Raw genomic sequence first — 3402 nt, 5'->3', positions numbered from 1 at the left:
CTGACCCGGCGCGGGCGGCTGCCGCGGAGCCGCTGGTTCTGGCGGGCCTCGCTGCTGGCCGTGGCGCTCCCGTTCATCGCGCACTCCGCCGGATGGATCTTCACGGAGATGGCGCGGCAGCCCTGGGTGGTGTTCGGGCTGATGCGGACCGAGCAGGGCGTCTCCCCGAGCGTCGGCGCCGGCAGCGTGCTGACCTCGCTGATCGTGTTCACGCTGCTCTACGGGGTGCTGGCCGTCGTGGAGGTCGGGCTGATGGTCAAGTACGCCAAGTCCGACCCGCCCGAGGTGGCGGCCGAGTCCGACGAGCCCGACGGCGAGGACAAGCCCCTCGCCTTCGCGTACTGAGGGGACCGCGACGATGCATCTCCAAGACCTCTGGTTCATCGCCATCGCCGTCCTGTGGACCGGCTACTTCTTCCTGGAGGGCTTCGACTTCGGCGTGGGCGTGCTGACCCGCGTCCTGGCGAAGGACGAGACCGAGCGGCGGGTGCTGATCAACACGATCGCGCCCGTCTGGGACGGCAACGAGGTGTGGGTGCTCACGGCGGGCGGCGCGACCTTCGCCGCCTTCCCCGAGTGGTACGCCTCCCTGTTCAGCGGGTTCTACCTGCCGCTGCTGCTCGTCCTGGTCGCGCTGATCCTGCGCGGCGTGGCGTTCGAGTACCGCGGCAAGCGCGACTCGGACCGCTGGCGGCGCAACTGGGACCACGCGATCTTCTTCGGGTCGCTGCTGCCCGCGTTCCTGTGGGGCGTGGCGTTCGCGAACATCGTGCGCGGCGTCGCGCTGGACGGCCGGCACCTCTACGTCGGCTCGGTCCTCGACCTGCTGAACGTGTACTCGCTGGTCGGCGGCCTGACCACGCTGCTGCTGTTCACCTACCACGGCGCGGTTTACACGGCGCTGAAGACCACCGGCGACATCCGCGACCGGGCCCGGGCCCTCGCCACGAGGATCGGCGCCGGAACCGTCGTCGCCGCGGCCGCGTTCCTGCTCTGGACGCAGGTCGACCACGGTTCGGTCGCCACGGCGGTCACCGCCGGGCTCGCCGCGGTCGCCCTGGTCGCGTCCTGGGCCATGACCCGGGTGGACGGCCGGGACGGCTGGCGGTTCGGCCTGTCCGGCGCGGCGATCGTGTTCGCGGCGGTCACGCTGTTCGTCTCGCTGTACCCGAACGTGCTGCCGTCCACGCTCGACGCGGCCAACAGCCTGACCGTGGACAACGCCGCCGCCTCGCCCAAGACCCTCGGCATCATGACCTGGGTCGCGGTCCTCTTCCTGCCGCTGGTGCTGCTGTACCAGGGCTGGACGTACTGGGTGTTCCGCAAGCGCATCGGCGTGCGGGACATCCCGGCCTACCAGCACTAGGAGCGGGTGACCGATGCCCAGACCGCTCGACCCGAGGCTCGTCCGCGAGGCCCGCGCGACCGCGCCCTACCTGGTCGCGTGCGCCGTGTCCGGCGGTCTGGCCGCCGCCTGCGCCCTGGCGCAGGCGGCGCTGCTGGCCCACGGCATCGCCGCCCGCACCGTCCCGCTCGCGCTCGCCGGCGTCGTCGCCTTCCGGGCGCTGCTGGTGTGGGGGCAGCAGGTCGCCGCCCACCGATCCGCCGCCGGGGTGAAGGCCCAGCTGCGCGAGCGGGTGCTGGCCAAGGTCGTCCGGGACCGCCCGGACGGCCCGTCCGGTGAGGTCACCGCGCTGGTGACGCGCGGGGTGGACGCGCTCGACCCCTACTTCGCCGGGTACCTGCCGCAGCTCGCGCTGTCGGTGATCGTCCCGGTGGCGGTGGTGGCCGCGCTGCTCGTCACCGACCCGCGCTCGGCGGTGATCGTCGCGGTGACGCTGCCGCTGATCCCGATGTTCGGCGCGCTGATCGGCCTCTACACCGCCGGCCGGACCCGCCGCCGCTGGCGCAGCCTGGAGGTGCTCGCCGGGCACTTCACCGACGTCGTCACCGGCCTGCCCACGCTGAAGGCGTTCGGCCGGGCGAAGGCGCAGGCGGCGCGGATCGAGCGGATCACCGGCGAGCACCGCCGCGCGACCATGGGGACGCTGAAGATCGCGTTCCTGTCCGCGCTGGTCCTGGAGATCGCGGCGACGCTGTCGGTCGCGCTGGTCGCGGTGTCGATCGGGCTGCGGCTGGTGTCCGGCTCGGTGCCGTTCGAGACCGCCCTGTTCGTCCTGATCCTCGCGCCCGAGGCCTACCTGCCGCTGCGCGCGGCGGGCGCGCAGTTCCACGCGGCGCAGGACGGCGTCGCCGCCGCCGAGAAGATCTTCGCCGCCCTGGACGCGCCGGGCGGGCCCGTCCAGACCGGCGGCGCGTCCCGCCCGGCCGGGGAGGTCCGCGTCGAGGACGTCACGGTCGCGCGCCGCGACGTGGTCGGCCCGTTCTCCTTCACCGCCCCGGCGGGCGAGCTGACCGTGCTGGCCGGGCCGTCCGGCCTCGGCAAGTCCAGCCTGCTGGAGGTCCTGCTCGGCTTCGTCCCCGCCGCGTCCGGCCGGGTCCTGTCCGGCGGCGAGCCGGTCACGCCCGGCGACGCGTGGCGGAGCGGCGTCGCCTGGGTCCCGCAGCGGACGTTCCTGATCGCCGGGACGGTCGCCGAGAACATCGCGCTCGCCGTCCCCGGCGCGCCGGACGACGCCGTCCGCCGCGCCGCCGAGGCCGTCGGCGTCACCCGCTTCACCACCCTGGACGCCGACGCCGCGGCCCTGTCCGCCGGCCAGCGGCAGCGCGTCGCGCTCGCCCGCGCCGTCCTGCGGGTCGACCTCCTGGACACCCCGCTCGTCCTGCTGGACGAGCCGACCGCCCACCTCGACCCGCGCACCGAGCGGGAGGTGCTCGCGCTGCTCGACGGCCCGCTGCGCGGCCGCACGGTCATCGCGACCACGCACCGCGGCGCCCTCCTCGACCGCGCCGACCACCTCGTCCGGCTCGACGACGTGCCGGTGCCCGCATGACCGCGCCGGAGGCGACCATGGCGACCCTGACCCCCGTCCAGGCCACCCGCGGGACCGGCGAGCCGGCGCGGACGCGGCGGCCGGGATTCCGGCTCGGACTGGCCGTGCTGGCCGGTGCCGGAGCGCTGACCTGCGGGATCGCGCTCATGGCCACGTCCGCCTGGCTGATCTCCCGGGCCTCGCAGCACCCGCCCGTCCTGTACCTGATGGTCGCGATCGTGTCCGTCCGGGCGTTCGGTATGGGACGCGGCGTGCTCCGCTACGCCGAACGGCTCGTCTCCCACGACGCCGCGCTCCGGCTCCTCGCGCGCACCCGCGTCCGCGTCTTCGAGCGCCTCGCCGACCTGACCCCGGCCGTCCGGCCGAGCGGCGACGGCGGCCCCCTCGGCGTCGTCCTCGACAACGCCGAGGGCGTCGCGGACCGCTGGCTGCGCGGCGTCCTGCCGAT

At 74.7% G+C, this 3402-nt stretch carries 3 protein-coding genes and 1 pseudogene; all 4 read left to right on the top strand.

Annotated features, from left to right (window positions below):
• A partial coding sequence (locus tag AB0J52_RS32890) for a cytochrome ubiquinol oxidase subunit I (protein ID WP_500186743.1) occupies positions 1 to 345 on the top strand: 345 nt, incomplete at its 5' end.
• Positions 346 to 358: 13 nt separating this feature from the next.
• Positions 359 to 1366, top strand: coding sequence for a cytochrome d ubiquinol oxidase subunit II (gene cydB / locus AB0J52_RS32885; RefSeq protein WP_500186742.1), 1008 nt, complete (start codon positions 359 to 361; stop codon positions 1364 to 1366).
• A 13-nt stretch (positions 1367 to 1379) separates the two neighbouring features.
• On the top strand, positions 1380 to 2954 hold the full coding sequence (gene cydD / locus AB0J52_RS32880) for a thiol reductant ABC exporter subunit CydD (protein ID WP_500186740.1): 1575 nt from the start codon (positions 1380 to 1382) through the stop codon (positions 2952 to 2954).
• Positions 2951 to 3402 (top strand): annotated as a pseudogene (locus AB0J52_RS32875) (thiol reductant ABC exporter subunit CydC); the annotation flags it as partial. The gene cydD and the pseudogene AB0J52_RS32875, both read left to right, overlap by 4 nt.

It is taken from the genome of Spirillospora sp. NPDC049652 (assembly GCF_040675125.1).
Taxonomy (GTDB): Bacteria; Actinomycetota; Actinomycetes; order Streptosporangiales; family Streptosporangiaceae; genus Spirillospora.
The sequence above is the reverse complement of the archived record's forward strand: the minus strand, read 5'-3'. Positions and strand labels throughout refer to the sequence as shown.

Coding starts and splice junctions, on each gene's coding strand:
- cydB (WP_500186742.1), top strand. CDS start 359: ATGCATCTCCAAGACCTCTGGTTCATCGCCATCGCCGTCCTGTGGACC.
- cydD (WP_500186740.1), top strand. CDS start 1,380: ATGCCCAGACCGCTCGACCCGAGGCTCGTCCGCGAGGCCCGCGCGACC.